At 64.5% G+C, this 15,325-nt stretch carries 12 protein-coding genes; 9 read left to right on the top strand and 3 right to left on the bottom strand.

Annotation, left to right across the window (positions count from 1 at the left end; genetic code table 11):
• Positions 1–123: 123 nt before the first annotated feature.
• Positions 124–1,425: a tyrosine-type recombinase/integrase gene (locus QBJ92_RS13215; protein WP_277970172.1), complete on the bottom strand. Its 1,302-nt coding sequence runs from the start codon at positions 1,423–1,425 to the stop codon at positions 124–126.
• Positions 1,426–1,852: 427 nt separating this feature from the next.
• On the opposite strand from QBJ92_RS13215, the gene QBJ92_RS13210 reads away from it, so the two are divergent.
• From QBJ92_RS13210 to QBJ92_RS13175, 8 genes are all read left to right on the top strand, one after another.
• Positions 1,853–2,575 (top strand): GntR family transcriptional regulator, encoded by a 723-nt coding sequence (locus tag QBJ92_RS13210; protein ID WP_347342795.1) that lies wholly within the window; start codon positions 1,853–1,855, stop codon positions 2,573–2,575.
• A gap of 155 nt (positions 2,576–2,730) precedes the next feature.
• Entirely contained in the window at positions 2,731–4,077 is a 1,347-nt protein-coding gene (locus QBJ92_RS13205; RefSeq protein ID WP_277970170.1) for an amidohydrolase family protein, read from the top strand.
• The gene (locus tag QBJ92_RS13200) at positions 4,074–5,393 is read left to right on the top strand and encodes an MFS transporter (protein WP_277970169.1); all 1,320 of its coding nucleotides are present in this window, start codon (positions 4,074–4,076) and stop codon (positions 5,391–5,393) included. The genes QBJ92_RS13205 and QBJ92_RS13200 overlap by 4 nt, the downstream gene beginning before the upstream one ends.
• Positions 5,390–5,815, top strand: a complete 426-nt coding sequence (locus QBJ92_RS13195; protein WP_277970168.1) for a c-type cytochrome — start codon at positions 5,390–5,392, stop codon at positions 5,813–5,815. Before QBJ92_RS13200 ends, QBJ92_RS13195 begins: the two co-directional genes overlap by 4 nt.
• Complete coding sequence (locus QBJ92_RS13190; protein ID WP_277970167.1) at positions 5,812–7,047, top strand: iron-containing alcohol dehydrogenase; 1,236 nt, start codon at positions 5,812–5,814, stop codon at positions 7,045–7,047. The genes QBJ92_RS13195 and QBJ92_RS13190 overlap by 4 nt, the downstream gene beginning before the upstream one ends.
• A gap of 15 nt (positions 7,048–7,062) precedes the next feature.
• Entirely contained in the window at positions 7,063–8,547 is a 1,485-nt protein-coding gene (locus tag QBJ92_RS13185) for an NAD-dependent succinate-semialdehyde dehydrogenase (RefSeq protein WP_277970166.1), read from the top strand.
• Positions 8,548–8,602: 55 nt separating this feature from the next.
• Entirely contained in the window at positions 8,603–10,750 is a 2,148-nt protein-coding gene (locus QBJ92_RS13180; RefSeq protein ID WP_277970165.1) for a PQQ-binding-like beta-propeller repeat protein, read from the top strand.
• Positions 10,750–11,199 (top strand): c-type cytochrome, encoded by a 450-nt coding sequence (locus QBJ92_RS13175; protein ID WP_277970164.1) that lies wholly within the window; start codon positions 10,750–10,752, stop codon positions 11,197–11,199. Before QBJ92_RS13180 ends, QBJ92_RS13175 begins: the two co-directional genes overlap by 1 nt.
• A 25-nt stretch (positions 11,200–11,224) precedes the next feature.
• Here QBJ92_RS13175 and QBJ92_RS13170 read toward each other — a convergent pair whose 3' ends face one another.
• Both QBJ92_RS13170 and QBJ92_RS13165 read right to left on the bottom strand, forming a co-directional pair.
• Entirely contained in the window at positions 11,225–12,007 is a 783-nt protein-coding gene (locus QBJ92_RS13170; RefSeq protein WP_277970163.1) for an enoyl-CoA hydratase, read from the bottom strand.
• Positions 12,004–13,191 (bottom strand): CaiB/BaiF CoA transferase family protein, encoded by a 1,188-nt coding sequence (locus tag QBJ92_RS13165; protein ID WP_277970162.1) that lies wholly within the window; start codon positions 13,189–13,191, stop codon positions 12,004–12,006. The genes QBJ92_RS13170 and QBJ92_RS13165 overlap by 4 nt, the downstream gene beginning before the upstream one ends.
• Before the next feature lie 150 nt (positions 13,192–13,341).
• On the opposite strand from QBJ92_RS13165, the gene QBJ92_RS13160 reads away from it, so the two are divergent.
• On the top strand, positions 13,342–15,264 hold the full coding sequence (locus tag QBJ92_RS13160) for a PQQ-binding-like beta-propeller repeat protein (protein WP_277970161.1): 1,923 nt from the start codon (positions 13,342–13,344) through the stop codon (positions 15,262–15,264).
• Positions 15,265–15,325 lie beyond the last annotated feature (61 nt).

The raw sequence follows: 15,325 nt of genomic DNA, 5'->3' as shown, positions 1-15,325 counted from the left end.
TAATCAAGACGGACAGAAGGTATTTCGAGTAGGAAACTCTGATGTAATGTCGCTTATTGCAACATGCTCGGCGTCTCGCTCGATAACTCATATCTACGTAGTAGGTTACGAAGAACAAAAAGATCACGCAATGAATCGCGACCAACTTCGTGAGTATGTCTCGGCGTTTATCAAAAGATAATCAGCCCACTGCTGCATTAAATCCTTTCGCCTCTCAAACGCGTCGCCGCGTCGGTATGCCCGCTCAACCTTGTTGTCGATTGCGTGCGCAAGCGCTTGTTCGGCAACTGCATCAGGGTGCAATGTCGTCTCGGTAATCCAATCACGGAATGCCGATCGAAAACCGTGGACCGTCAGGCATTCGCCCTTTCGCATTCCGCGTAGCATTTCCAGCATCGCCATATTCGACAACGGTCGTTCACGCTTTGCGGCGGGAAAGACGTAGGGATTACCTTCTATCCGCAGGGTTGTCCGCAAGAGGTCCACAGCGGTGGTGGATAGTGGAATACGATGTTCTTTGCCAATTTTCATCCGGTTGGCAGGGATGGTCCACGTGGCACTGTCGAGGTCAAATTCCGTCCATGTGGCGTTGAGCGTTTCGCTTGATCGCGTCGCGCACAGGATGGTCAGTATGAGCGCCCTAGCGGAATAGTCTGACTTCGATCGCAGTTCAGCCATAAAAGCCGGAACCTGCTTCCAGTCCATTGCCTTGAAGTTCGACTTAGCCTGTTTGCCGTTTAGCCCGGCGTAGCGAAGGCTGGCAGTGTCAGCTGGATTGTGGTGGTTCCGCCAAAGCGTTTGCCGTTCCGCATTGCTGTTGTCGGCCATTGCCTTCGCCTTGGCCGCGCTGATCACAATCTCAAGGCGGCTGCGCACACGTGACGCCGTTTCACGCGCACCAGTCCACAGGGTCGCTTGAATGCCGTTGCGTTGATGAGGCTGTTGAAGAATGCGCTTTACGTCATCCATCGTTACCTCGTGCGTCAGCCTGTCGCCAATGAGCGGATAGACATAGGTCGTAAGAGTGTTCTCCCATTGCTGGCGATGCTTCGGGTTTTTCCAGCCCCCTTTATTCTCTGCAATGTATTCCAGCGCTGATTCCTTGAACGTCGCCGCAACCGGAGTGATCGTCTCGGTGATTGCCAGCGAAGCCGCCTCACGGTCGGCCAAAGGGTCGATGCCCGCCTTGATCGCCTTCCGGTGTTCCGCCGCCTCGGCCTCCAACGCCGCGAGTGTTGATTCATCTATTGGATCATAGTCAGCCAGCTTCATCAGGCGTCGCTTGCCGTCGCTGGTTGAATAGCGCAGCCCCCATGTGGTCGAACCGCTCACTGAGATGATAAGGTTTAGCCCGTTGCGAGCGGCCCACATGCCTGGCCGTTGAGCCTTCACAAGTGTTCGGATGGTGCGGGTATTGAGGGGCATGGCGGGTGTCCTGGATTGGCTAGATACACGGTCTGACACTCACCAATTCTACTCGCCAAGTACTTTCAACCCTGCCTACCCCTGACGCCTACTGACGGCATAATACCGAGGATAATCAAACGGTTGGTGTGCTTCTGACGGGTTGTGACGGCTTGTGCTGAGTCGTGTTTACGGACTCCCGCTCCGCCACTTGCCTTCTGCATCCAAGGCACTTTTTCAAGATTTATCCCGCGTCGTCATTCGCTTGCCCACTCGAGGCATGGTTCGCGGGGAGATGCGCGCCCGTGCGGGGGGGCATGAAGGCAACAGACCTGTACCGGCAGCACGGGATCAGCGACGCGACGGGCAGTATCGATCGCGACGCGAAAATACGAAGAATATGGGCGTTCAGCTTCCGCTAGATCAGCGAATCCTATATTAAACTGGTATGACGACGAATGTACCGCCCGTAAGCCGACACGCTCCCTCGCATTCCGGACTACGAGGGCCCCGCAACACAGCCGGTCCAACCATGGTAGAGCATGCGTATCAGCACTTGCTGGCGATGTTGATGAGCCTCGAGATTGCCCCCGGCGAGCGGATCGCGATCGATGCCGTGGCGCGGCAACTGGGCATTTCGCAAACGCCGATCCGCGAGGCGTTGAGCCAACTCGAGGCGGAGAAGCTCGTCACCAAATTGCCGAACGTGGGCTACCGCGCGAGTGCGCAAATGTCGCGGGAGGACGTTCGCGACCTCTATACGCTGCGCCAGCTCATCGAACCCTATGCGGCAGCGCGCGCGGCGGAAGCAATGACCGACGAGTCGATCGCGATCCTTGAGGCAGTCGGTCGCGACATGTCGAGCATCGCCGACGGGGATGCGCATGCCTATTCGCGGTTTGCCGAGGCGGATGCGACGCTCCACCGGCTGATCGCGACCGGCAGCGGCAACCGGTTGATCGCGGAGACGATCGAACGGCTGCACGCGCATCTCCATATTTTCCGTGCCCTCTATCACACCAACGCGCCACAAGAGGCTGCGGCTGAGCATCGTTTGATCATCGATGCGCTGGTTGCACACGATCCCGGTGCGGCTGAGCAGGCGGTGCGACGGCATCTGGAATGTTCGCAGCAACGCATGGATCGGGTACTCGCCGCGACCGACGAATAGCGTCGAGAACCGGTCCCGGTAAGCAGCTTACGACGCTTGACACCACCGAACCGACCACCTACTCAAATCCTATAGGATATGAATGGGAGAGGCGATCGATGCTGCAACGGCGGCGAGATCCATCGAAGCGAAGAGCACCGGGCGTTGGTCTGGCCATGGCCGCTCTGCTACTGGCCGGTAGCGCGCACGCGCAAACCGTGGTGCTCGAGCATTTCACGCTGATCGACGGGACCGGGCGCGCACCGGTCACGGATCAGTCGCTGGTCCTGGTCGACGGCCGGATCAGTTGGGTCGGCCCGGCGGCCAAAGCGCCCGCCCCCAAGTCTGCGACGACCGAAGATCTTCGTGGCAAATATCTGATGCCCGGGATCATCGACAGCCACGTCCACCTTGGGCTGGTCGATGGCGTCGACCAGAATTATGCGAAATATTATAATCGCGCGAATATCGAACGGCAGCTCCACCTGTACGCCGCTTATGGCGTCACGTCGGTCTATACGCTCGGCACCGACGGCGATGCGATCCACGACGTCATCGCCGACCAGCGGCGCATCGGGCGGATCGACATGGCGCGCGCCTATACCGCGGGCCGCGGAGTGGTGTTCAAGGGGAGCTATGGCGGCGTGCCCGGGCTCGACCAGATGGTCGCGACCCCTGCTGAAGCGAGCGCGATGGTGACGCGCGAAATCGCAAAGGGCGACGATTTCATCAAGCTGTGGATGGACGACGAATTCTCGACGATCGCCGAGCGCATGCCCTACGCGATGAGCAAGGCGGTGATCGAGACCGCGCACAAGGCTGGCAAGAAGACCGCCGGGCACATCTTCTATTATGACAATGCCGCCGAACTGACGCGCGAGGGCATCGACGTCTTCATGCACCAGGTCCGCGACCGCGCCGCCGGGCCCGAACTGTCGCGCACGATGAAGGCGCGGGGGACGTGGCAGCTTGCCTCCACGCTCAGCCGCGAGGCGTCGTTCACCTATACGCTCCTCCCGTTCGTCGACGATCCGTTCTTCGCGCGCGGGGTCGCGCCGACGACGATCGCCGCGCTCAAGGCGCCCGCGCGGCAGCAGAAGCTGGGCAGCTCGCCGCTCTTCCCCAAATATCCGGCAGCGTTCAGCAATGCGATGGCGAACTTCGCCACGCAGGCGAAGAACGGCGTCGCCTACGGCATGGGCACGGACAGTGGGCCGTCCGCGCGTTTCCCCGGCTATTTCGCGCATTGGGAACTCGAGCTGATGGTCAAGGCGGGCGTCACCCCGCTCCAGGCGCTGACCGCGGCGACCGGCACCAATGCCAAGTTCCTCGGCACGACGCAGACCGGCACGATCGAAAAGGGCAAATGGGCCGACCTACTGGTGCTCGATCGTGATCCGATCGCGGATATCCGCAACACCCGCGCGATCAACGCGGTCTATATCGCGGGCCGCAAGGTTCCGACGATCTGGCAGACTTGCACCGGGCGCGCAGCGGATGCCTGCGGGCCAGCGGTTCAATGACCGGCGCCCGGGCCGCGATCCTCGGCTCCGTCGGCACGCGTCTCAAGGCCAGCCGCACGCGGTATCTCGTGCTGGCGTGCGTCGTCGCGGCGTATTTCATCACGTATCTCGATCGGGTGCTGCTGTCCGTGGCGACCCCCTTCATCGAGAAGGAGTTTTCCTTCGACACGATCACGATGGGCTGGGTGCTGTTCAGCTACAGCATCGCCTACGCACTGTTCCAGATCCCCGGCGGCTGGTTTGGCGATAGAGTGGGGCCGCGCACCGCGCTGACCTGCGTGGTGGTCTGGTGGTCGGCGCTGACCGCGCTGACGACCCTGTCCTGGTCGGCGGCATCGATGGCCGTCTTCCTGTTCCTGATCGGCATGGGCGAGGCCGGATCCTTCCCGATCGCCAACCGCGCGCTGTCGCGCTGGATGCTGCCGTCGGAGCGCGCGATCGCGCAGGGTACGACGCACGCCGGCTCGCGTTCGGCAGCGGCGATCACGCCGGTAGTGGTGGTGGCGCTGATCGGCATGTCGTCGCTCGGTTGGCGGCTGCCGTTCCTGCTCTTCGCCGCAGTCGGCATCCTTTGGGCGATCGGCTGGTATGCTTTCTATCGCAACACGCCCGGCGAACACGCGCGGGTCAACGAAGCCGAGCTGGCCCGGATCACCGATGCGCTCGGCCCGTTCAAGACCGGCAAGCGCAAGGTGCCGTGGAAGCAGATCCTGTCGAACCGGCAGATGTGGCTGCTGGCCGCGATGTACTTCTGCTATGCGTATGACATCGGCACCTTCCTCAGCTGGTTTCCGAAATATCTCAATGCCGCGCGCGGGATCGAGCTCGCCAAGCTCGGCCTTTTCGCGAGCCTGCCGTTCGTCGCTGGCCTGATCGGCGACATTTCGGGCGGCGTGCTGTCGGATACATTGCTCAAGCGGACCGGCGACGTGAAGTTCGCGCGGCGCGCCGTCCTCGCCGGAGGCTTTTTCGTCTCTTCGATCGCGGTGCTGTTTGCGGCTTACACCGAAGCGCCCGAGGTGAGCATCGCCTGGTTTGCGCTCGCGCTGTTCGCGCTCGAACTGACGGTGGGCGTATCGTGGGCGGTGACGCTCGACGTCGGCGGCGAATTTGCCGGCTCGGTCTCGGCGGTGATGAATACCACCGGCAACATCGGCGCGGCGATCGCGGTCGCGCTGACCGCGTGGCTCGCGACCCACTACGGCTGGGCCTCGGCCTTCGCGGTGATTGCCGGGCTCGCGCTCGTCGCCTGCCTGCTGTCGTTCACGATCGACGCGTCCAAGCCAATGTATCGGCTTGCGGAGGAACCTGCATGATGCCGCGTCCGTACCGACGTATGTTATCAGCACCCTTCGGTCTCGCGCTCGCCGCGCTGGCAGGCGCGATGCTGGTGTCGCCGGGCGGTGCCGCCCCTGCGGCGGGCGATGCGGTAAAGGGCAAGGCTGTGTTCGCGCGCTGTGCCGCTTGCCACCGGGTCGACCCGACAGCGACTGGCGGGATCGGACCGAATCTCGCGGGCGTCCACGGCCGCCGCGCAGGGACGCTTCCGGGCTACACCTATTCGCCCGCGATGAAGGCGTCGGGGCTCAAATGGGACGACGCCACGCTTTCGCGATACCTGTCGGGGCCGACCAAAGTCGTGCCCGGCACCAAGATGATGGCCCCCCCGGTCGGCGATCCGCAGGATCGCGCCAACGTCATCGCATACCTCAAAACATTAGGCGGCCCGAAAAAGTGAACGACACCCCCCCCATGTTCGGCGCGCTGCGGCTTCCGCGGAGCATTTTGTTCGGGCGCGGCCAGCGTGCCGCGCTCGGCTCGACGACCGCCCGGGTCGGTCGGCGCGCGTTGCTGTGCACCGACGAACGCCAGGCGGCGCAACCCGAGTTCGCCGCGATGCTCGCCGATCTTGCGGCGCATGGCGTGGAAACCCACGTCTTCGACGGCACGATCCCCGATCTGCCGTTGCAGTCGATCGACACCTGTATCGAGCAGGTCCACACTTTCGCGCCCGATGTCGTCATCGGCGTTGGCGGCGGCAGTTCGATCGATCTGGCCAAGGTCGTTGCGGTGCTGCTGACGCACGGTGGCAGCGTCCGCGATTATTATGGCGAGTTCGCGGTGCCCGGCCCGGTCATCCCGCTGATCGCGATCCCCACGACATCGGGCACTGGATCCGAAGTGACGCCGGTCGCGGTCGTCGCCGACGAGGAGCGCGGCGCGAAGGTCGGGATCGCAAGCCCACATCTGATCCCGCAGGTCGCGATCTGCGACCCCGAGCTGACGGTCACCTGCCCCCCCGCGCTGACCGCCTTCTCGGGATCGGACGCGCTCACGCACGCGGTCGAGGCGTTCACCACACTCGCCCGCCCGATCGACCCGCTGCTGACCGAGGAGCATGTGTTCGTCGGCAAGAACGTGCTGTCCGACCATATGGCGAAACTCGCGGTCACCAACGTCTTCACCTATCTCGAACGCGCGTATCGCGACGGCAGCGATATCGAGGCGCGCGAGGGGATCATGCTCGCCTCGCTTGCGGCGGGGTGCGCATTCGGCACGGCGGGGACTGCGGCGGCCCATGCGCTGCAATATCCGGTCGGCAATCTGACGCATACCGCGCATGGGCTTGGCGTCGCGACGTTGCTGCCGTTCGTCATGCAGTTCAACCGCCCGGCGTGTGCGCCCGCGTTTGCCGAGCTTGCCGAGCTGATCGGGCTGACGGGCGAAGACGAAGCCGCCCGGTCGCAAGCGTTCATCGACGCGGTCGCCGACCTGTTCGCGCGGATCGACATTCCACTTTCGCTCGAGGCGCTCGGACTGCGCGCGGACCAGCAGGATTTCGTCGCCGAGCATTCGCTCGATGCGGCGCGGCTCATCAAGAACAACCCGCGCCCGCTCGACCTGCCCGCGATGACCACCATTACCCGCGCGGCGTTCGCGGGCGACCGTGCGTCGCTCGTCGCCGCTTGAGATCAGGATTTCCGCATGACCTCGCTTAGCTATACGCCCCCCGCCGCCGGCGACCGCCCGGCGCCGTTCGCGATCCCGACCGGACTGCTGATCGGTGACGCCTGGGTCGATTCCGCCACGGCCGCGCGGATCGACATCATCAATCCCTCGACCGGCGAGACGCTGACCGCGGTCGCCGATGGCGGCGTTGCGGAAGGAATCGCGGCAGTCGATGCGGCGTCCGCCGCCGCCGCGGGATGGGCGGCGACACCGCCGCGCAAACGCGCCGACATCCTGCTCGCTTGTTTCTATGCGATGATGGCCGAGCAGGAATGGCTTGCGCAGTTGATCTCGCTGGAAAACGGCAAGGCGCTGACCGATGCGCGCGGCGAAGTCGCTTATGCCGCCGAATTCTTTCGCTGGTATGCCGAGGAAGCGGTGCGCATCAATGGCGAGATGGGGATCGCCCCCGGCGGCGCGAACCGGATCCTCGTGCAGTACCAGCCGATCGGCATCGCGCTGCTGATCACGCCGTGGAATTTCCCCGCCGCGATGGCGACCCGCAAGATCGCCCCTGCGCTCGCCGCCGGGTGCACGTGCATCCTCAAGCCCGCCGAGGAAACCCCGCTGACCGCGCTTGCGGTGGCGGAAATCATGCGCCGCGCGGGCGTTCCGGCGGGCGTCATCAACGTCCTCAACGCGAGCGACCCCGGCCCGATGTGCAGCGCGATCCTCAACGATCCACGCGTGCGCAAACTCTCGTTCACCGGATCGACCGAAGTCGGGCGGATCCTGTTGCGCGAAGCGGCGAATACCGTGGTCAGCGCCTCGATGGAGCTTGGCGGCAACGCGCCCTTCCTCGTGTTCGACGACGCCGATCTCGACGCTGCGATCGAGGGCGCGATGGTCGCCAAGATGCGCAACGCGGGCGAAGCCTGCACCGCCGCCAACCGCTTCTACGTCCAGCGCGAGATCCATGACCGGTTCGTCGAGAAGCTCGTCGCGCGGATGGGCGCGATGACGGTCGGCGCGGGGTGCGACGCCGCGACGCAGTGTGGCGCGATGATCAACCAGGCGTCGATCGACAAGATCGAGCGGCTGGTCGCGGATGCGGTCGCCAAGGGCGCGGACGTCCGGCTCGGCGGCAAGACGCTGGAGCGCGAAGGGTTCTTCTATCCGCCATCGGTGATCGCCAACGTTCAGCCCGGTTCCGACATCCTCGAGGACGAAGTGTTCGGTCCGGTCGCCGCGATCATCCCGTTCGACGATCCCGAAGACGCGATCCGGTTGGCGAATGCCACGGAATACGGTCTGGCGGCGTATGTCTATTCGGAAGACCTGAAAAAGGCGCTGCAGATCGCCGAGCGGATCGAATGCGGGATGGTCGCGGTCAATCGCGGGCTGGTCTCGGATGCGGCGGCGCCGTTCGGGGGCATGAAACAAAGCGGTCTTGGACGCGAGGGATCGCATCACGGACTGATCGAATATTGCGAGATCAAGTACATCGCCGTCAGCTGGTAAGAGCCGGATACAGGCTCATCGCTGAATTGGGATGATTGGAGAGGAAACACGCGCGATGTGGGATATATCTCGACGCAGACTCTTGGGCGGCACTGCCGCGACCGTCGTCGCGGCAGGCTTCGGCACCCCCACGCTCGCCTTTGCGCCGTTGCAGGCCCCGCAGCCCGCCCAGGACGACGGCAAGGACACCGAATGGCGGCATTACGCCGCCGACCAGGCCAACACGCGCTATTCGCCGCTCGCGCAGATCACCGCGGAGAACTTCTCGGACCTCGAAGTCGCGTGGAGTTTCAAGACCGACGTGCTCGGTGCACGCAAGGAGTTCCAGTTCGAGCCGACGCCGTTGCTGATCAAGGGACGGCTGTACCTGCCCGCAGGATCGCGCCGCGACTGTATCGCGATCGATGCCGCGACGGGCGAATTGCTGTGGATGCACCGGCTCGACGAAGGCCAGCGCGCGCTCAACTCACCGCGGCAATTGTCGGGGCACGGCGTGTCCTACTGGACCGACGGGACGCTCGAGCGGATCTTGTATGTCACGACCGGCTATCAGCTCGTGTCGCTCGATGCCGCCACGGGAACCCCCGACCCCGCGTTCGGGACCAACGGGATCGTCGACCTCAAGCGCGATTTCGACCAGGAACTCGATGTCGAGACCGCGGATGTCGGATTGCACGCCACCCCGCTGATCGCGCGCAACACGGTCGTCGTCGGTGCGGCACACAGCGCAGGCGACGTGCCGACGGTGCGCAAGAACGTCAAAGGCTATGTCCGCGGGTTCGACGTGCGCACCGGCAAGCGCAAGTGGATCTTCCACACGATCCCGCGGAAGGGCGAGTTCGGCTACGACAGCTGGATCAACGGCGACGCGGACGAAGCGGGCAATGCCGGCGTATGGGCGGAAATGTCCGCCGACGAGGGGCTCGGGCTGGTCTATGTGCCTGTAGAATTGCCGACCGGGGACGAGATGGGGATGTTCCGCCGCGGCAATGCGCTGTTCGGGGAGTCGCTCGTCGCGCTCGACCTGGAGACGGGGGTGCGCAAATGGCATTACCAGTTCGTCCATCACGGCCTGTGGGACCGCGACATCCCGTGTGCCCCGATCCTGTGCGACATTCCGGTCAGGGGCCGCATGGTCAAGGCGCTCGCGCAGCCGACCAAGCAGGCGTTCCTCTATGTGCTCGACCGCGAGACGGGAAAGCCGATCTGGCCGATCTCGGAGCGCAAAGTCGAGGCGGGGGACGTTCCCGGCGAATGGTACGCGCCGACGCAACCGTTCCCGTCCAAGCCGCCTGCGTATGACGTGCAGGGCGTCACGATCGACGATCTGATCGACTTCACGCCAGAGCTGCGCGCCGAGGCAGTGGAATTCGTCAAGAATTACAAGATCGGGCCGCTCTATACGCCGCCTGTCGTGAGCAAGCCGGGCCGCTGGGGAACGATTACCAACCCCGGCATCCAGGGCGGGACCAATTGGCCGGGCGGATGCTACGATCCTGAAACGCACATCGTCTACGTCTATTCCAAGAACCAGCCGAGCGTGATCGGGATCGTCCCCAACGCCAACGACAAAGTTTCGCAGTTTCCGCAAATCCACGGCATTGCGGGTGCCACACCGCGACCGCAGACGAACATGGGCGCAGCGGGTGGCGGCGGCTATGGCGGGATGCTCGGCCCCGACGGCCCGCCTCCCGGCGTACCGCGTCCCGGCGGACAACCCGGCGGCGGACCCGGCGGTCGCCCCAGCGGAAGCCTTCCTCCCGGGTTCCTTGCGATCAAGGGATTGCCGCTGCTCAAGCCGCCGTACGGCCGGATCACCGCAATCGACCTCACCAAGGGCGATCTCAAATGGCAGGTCGCGCACGGCGAGACCCCCGACAACATCCGCAACCACCCCGCGCTCAAGGGGCTCAAGATCCCGCGCACCGGTCGGGCAGGCAATCTCGGGCCGCTACTGACCAAGACATTGGTGATTTGTGGCGAGGCCGGGTTCTACACGAATGAATATGGCATCCGCGGCGCGATGCTGCGCGCGTATGACAAGGCGACTGGCGAGGAAAAGGGGGCCGTCTACATGCCCGCCCCGCAAAGCGGCTCGCCAATGACCTATCGCCTTGAAGGAAAACAATTTATTGTCGTAGCAACCGGCGGTGGTAACACCAGCGCCGAGCTGATCGCGTACCGTCTTCCAGGAAAAGCATGATGGCCCAGTTCAAGATGACCACGACCGGGATGATCGCTCTCGCCAGCATGATTGCGTTTGGCGGCGCGGTCGCGACGCGCGCGCAAACGGCGGAGAAGACCGTCTGGACAGGTGCCTATACGGCGGAGCAGGCGACTCGCGGCAAGGCGGCCTATGCTGCGAGTTGCGCGGCCTGCCACGGCGAAAGTCTTGCCGGGATCGACGTTGCGCCCGCGCTGACCGGCGCCGGCTTTCTCAACAACTGGAACAATACCTCGGCGGGCGATCTGTTTACCCGGATCAAGACGACGATGCCACTCAGTGCGCCGGGCAGCCTGAGCGGGCGCACGGTGTCGGATATCGAGGCTTATGTTTTACAGTCGAACGGCTTTCCCGCCGGCGAGGTCGCGTTGCCACCCGCTGCGCCGATGATGTCCAACGTCAAGATCATCGCGCAGAAGCCCGCCTGATCGGACCCCGACGGACCGGTGACGCTCAGTCGCCGGTCCAGTCGGGGACGCGCTTGGTCCGTGCGAGAAAATCGCCGACGCCCCTCCGGAAATCCGCGCTGCCATAGACCTGGTCGATCAGATCCTCGATCGCGGGCAGATCCGCGTGGGTCATGCGACGGATCGTTTCCTTGGTGACGCGCGTCGTCAGCGGCGCATTCTCGATCGCGCGGGCGCACAGCGTGGCGACTTCAGCGTCGATCGCATCGCGCTCTACGATCTGGAGCAGGAAGCCGCTGTCGAGCAATTGCTCCGCGGTCAGGAACTGGCCGAGCAGCACCATCCGCTTCGCGAACTGCACCCCGACTGCGCTACCGATCCGGGCGACGCTCGCCGCCGACAGGCAATTGCCGATCGTCCGCCCGATCGGCGACCCGAACCGCGCGTCGCTGGTCGCGATGCGGAAGTCGCAGGCGGACGAAATGTTGAGCCCCCCGCCGACCGCCCAGCCCTCGACGATCGCGATCGTCGTGCACGGGATCGCATCCACCGCGGCCATGCATTCGTCGATCTCGCGTTCATAGGCGACGCCTTGCGCGCCCGTAGTGAAGTCCGCGAACTTGCTGATGTCGGTGCCCGAGATGAACGCCTTCCCGCCGACTCCGCGGAACGTCGCGACGCGGATTGCCGGATCCGCCGCAATCGCGCGTGCGGCATCACGCAGCGCGATCCACATTTCGCCGGTCAGCGCATTGTGCGCGGACGGATTGTCAAACCGGATATGCGCGGCATGACCGTCGCGCTCGAACAGAAGCTGTGCCGCGCTCATTCCGCCGTCTTCGGCTCGGCGGCAAGCAACCCGCGCTCGACCAGTTCGCGCCGGATCTCCGCGCTATGTTCGTTGATCAGCGGTGGCGGCAGGCGAACTTCCTGCGGCGTGCCGCGCATCTTGACCGGAAAGCCGAGCGCCTTGAATTCACCTTCGACCGGATGCGGGATCATCTGGACCATGTCGCGCGCGATCGCCTGTTCGCTCTCGACCGCCTCGCCGTAATCGAGGATCGGCGCGGCGGGCACGCCCGCTTCGAGCAATGCGTCGATCCATTCCTGCTTGGTGCGCGTCAGGAAGGTCGGCGCGAGATCCTCGATCAGCACCAGCCGGTTGGCGACGCGGTTGGCGTTATTGGCGTAGCGCGGATCATCTTGCAGCTCGGCGCGACCGATCACTGCGATGAACTTGAGCCACAATCCTTGATTGGCCGCGCCGATCACGAACCAGCCGTCCGACGCGAGCACCGCCTGATACGGCGCGGACATCCGATTGGCCGAACCGATCGGAGTCGGCGACTTGCCCGTGCCCCACAATTCGGTCGTTTCCCAGATCGACAGGCCCATCGCGGCCTCGAGCAGCGACGCATCGATATATTGCCCCTGCCCCGAGGTCTGCCGCCCGATCACCGCGCTGAGGATGCCGTACACCGAAAACAGCCCCGCCCCGAGATCGGCGACCGCGATCGAATTCTTGGCAGGCTCCATGCCCGGGAAGCCGTTGGAGCTGAGCACGCCCGACATCGCCTGCGCGATCAGGTCGAACCCCGGGCGCTGCGCCCATGGTCCGGTCTGGCCGAACCCCGAGATGCTCGCGTAGATCAGTCGCGGGTTGATCGCCGCGAGCGTATCGTAATCGATGCCAAGCCGCTTCGACACGCCGGGACGTGCATTCTCGACCACGATGTCGGCGGTCTTGACCAGCGCATAGAGCACCTCTCGGTCAGCCGCGTCCTTGAGATCGAGCGTGATGCTGCGCTTGTTGCGGTTGAGCGCCAGGAAACCCGGGCTGTCCTCGCCCTTCAGGCGGAACCCCATGGAATGCCGCGTCGAATCGCCGACGCGCGGCGGTTCGATCTTGATCACGTCCGCGCCCATGTCGCCGAGCAGCATGCAGCAGAACGGTCCGGCCATGACCTGCGATATGTCGAGTACGCGCAGACCCGCGAGCGGCAAGTTTGGCATCCGGTTTTCTCCCCTTGAAACTCGCCTTTAGCCGACGAACGCTCCGGATCATATTGTATATGATCCGACAGGTTGCTAGCATCCTCCCATAATCGAAACAATGCGCGCTGCCAAAATTGCTGGTGGACGCGCATGATAGGAGAGATCGCCTTGAACCACCGGACCGTGCGACGATCATCCCGTGTCGGCATTGCCGCGACACTGCTGGCGTTGCCAATCGCTGCAGCTATCGGGCAAAGCGGGGGCGGCAAGAGCGCAACCGACTGGGCAAGCTACGGACGCGACGAGGGGCATGCGCGCAATTCCCCGCTGACCGAGATCACCCCGGCGAACGTCGCGCAGCTGCAACCCGCGTGGACGTATCACATGCGCCCCGCAGGAACGACGGGCGAAACGATCCCGATGCCCGACAGCGTACCGCAGAAGTTTCGCACCGGCTTCTCCGCCTCCGAAGCGACTCCGGTGGTGGTCGACGGCGTGATGTATCTCGCGACCCCGTACCGTCGCGTCGTCGCGCTGGATGCAGCGACGGGCAAGGAACTGTGGGTGTTCCCACTTCCGGCCAACGACCAGCCGTCGACTCGTGGCGTCGCCTATTGGCCGGGGAGCAAGGGCATCGCGCCGCGCGTCGTGTTCGGCGGGCGCGCGGGCAAACTGTACGCGCTCGACGCCAAGACCGGGAAACCCGCCGCGGGCTTCGGCACCGACGGCGCGATCACGATGAAAACCCCCGAGGTGATGAACGGTACGCGCGCGCCGCTCGGCATGAGCGGGCCACCCGCAATCTATCGCAACCTCATCATCACCGGATCGCGCGTCCAGGAGATGCCGACCAAGGGCGCAGCGGGCGACGTGCGCGCCTGGGATGCCGCCACCGGAAAGCTCGTCTGGACCTTCCATTCGATCCCGCAGCCGGGCGAAGCCAATTTCGGGACGTGGGACGGCGAAAGCTGGAAGGGGCGTTCGGGCGTCAACGCCTGGACCTTCGTCGTCGTCGACGACAAGCGCGGCATCGCCTATCTCCCGCTCGGCGCGCCGACGTTCGATCGCTGGGGCGGGGACCGCAAGGGCAAGAACCTTTACGGCAATTCGATCGTCGCGGTGGATGCCAAGACGGGCAAGTATCTCTGGCATTTCCAGACGGTGCATCACGACATCTGGGACGTCGACGTGCCCGTGGCGACGCTGGTCGACCTCAAGCGTGGCGGGCGGACGATCCCCGCGATCGTCGTGATGAACAAGATGTCGATCATGTTCATCCTCGACCGCGTCACCGGCAAACCGGTGTTCGACGTGCGCGAAGTCCCGGTGCCGACCGATACCGACGTTCCCGGCGAACAGCCGTGGCCGACGCAGCCGATGCCCGCCAAGCCCGCGCCGCTGACGCGGCTGAGCTGGAACGCGGACGAGATCGTCGACGGACCGCCTGCACTGCGCGCGGCGTGCGAGAAGATGGTCAAGGATCTGACGATCGTCCCCAGCAAGATGTTCCAGCCGCTGCGCGCGGACTCGTCGGTCAACTTCTTCCCCGGAAGCCTCGGCGGGAGTGATTGGGGCGGCGGGTCGTTCGATCCTTCAACCGGGCTGTACGTCATCAACCTCAACCAGCTCGCAAGCCCGCAACAGCTCGCGCAGCAACCCGACGGCAGTTGGGGAATGAAGCGCGGCTATGCCTATTTCAGCGATCCCGAGAGCGGAATCCCGTGCCACAAGGGCAAGGCGGGCGAGCTCGTCGCGGTGTCGGTCGCGACCGGCGAGGTCGCGTGGCGGACGACGCTCGGCAGCAATGCCGATCCCGCGCTCAAGGATGTCGGCGTGCTCAGCGCGGGCGGGCCGATCACGACGGCGAGCGGCGTAACCTTCATCGGCGGGACGCGCGACGCGATGTTCCGCGCGTTCGAGACGCGCACCGGCAAGCCGCTGTGGACGACGACGCTGCCCGCCTCGAGCTACAGCACGCCGATGACCTACCGCCCGCGCGGCGGCAAGCAAATGGTCGCGGTCGTCGCGACCGGCGGGTTCGCATTCCAACCGGCGACGAGCGACGCGGTCGTCGCTTATTCGCTTCCATGAGGTGTACGATGGCGTTCGGCAAAGTGCTTCTTTCGGGGGCGGTCGTCGCCTTCTTAGCGGC

Origin of the sequence: Sphingomonas echinoides (assembly GCF_029623395.1) — a bacterium.
Lineage (GTDB): Bacteria > Pseudomonadota > Alphaproteobacteria > Sphingomonadales > Sphingomonadaceae > Sphingomonas > Sphingomonas echinoides_A.
This window is presented reverse-complemented; position numbering and strand designations above follow the sequence as displayed.